The organism is Brachybacterium sp. AOP29-B2-41, from assembly GCF_052378395.1.
Classification (GTDB): Bacteria; Actinomycetota; Actinomycetes; order Actinomycetales; family Dermabacteraceae; genus Brachybacterium.
In genome coordinates, this window is record NZ_JBQSXR010000058.1 from 1 (window position 1) to 725 (window position 725).

Annotated in this window: 1 pseudogene; it reads right to left on the reverse strand. The window is 65.5% G+C overall.

The window, feature by feature from the left end:
* Positions 1-33: 33 nt before the first annotated feature.
* Positions 34-725: pseudogene (locus tag ACT3T9_RS18855) on the reverse strand (IS256 family transposase); the annotation flags it as partial.

Sequence of the window (725 nt, forward strand, 5' to 3'; positions counted from 1 at the left end):
GGGCCTGTCAATTTGTCTGTGTAAGCAGGGTGGTCACAGGTAGGGGTTGATCCGGTCGGGGTAGGCCGCGGCCAGCTGGGCGAGGGCCTGCTTCCAGTTGGTGACGACCTGGCCTTCGACCAGCCGGCCCTGGGCCTTGCGCTGGCTCGTGGGCTTGCCACGGTCACGAGCGCGTTCGGCGGCGCGTTTGTCCTCGATGTTGCAGATCGCCAGCCAGAGCAGCTTCACCGCCGCCTCGGTCGAGGGGAAGTGGCCGCGGTTCTTAGTCACCTTCCGCAACTGGAAGTTCAGCGACTCGATGCTGTTTTTCGTGTAGATAACCTTGCGGAGCATGGGCGGGAACTGCAGGAACGGGATGAACCGCTCCCAGGAGTTCGCCCAGGTCGCGGCTGCAGAAGGGTATTTCTTGCCGAGCTCGGAGGCCTCGAACTCCACCAGCGCCTTCCTCGCGACGTCCTCGTTAGGTGCGGTGTAGATCGGCTTCAGCGCGGCGGCGACCTTCTTGCGGTCCTGGTAGGCCACGAACCGCATCGCGGCCCGGATCAGGTGAACCACGCAGGTCTGGACCATCGAGTCCGGCCACGTCGCCTCGATCGCCTCCGGCAGGCCCTTGAGCCCGTCGCAGCACACGATCAGTACGTCCCGCACGCCCCTGGTTGGCGAGATCGGCGCAGACGTGGGCCCAGAACGCCGAGCCCTCGGTGTCCTGGACCCAGATCCCTAGC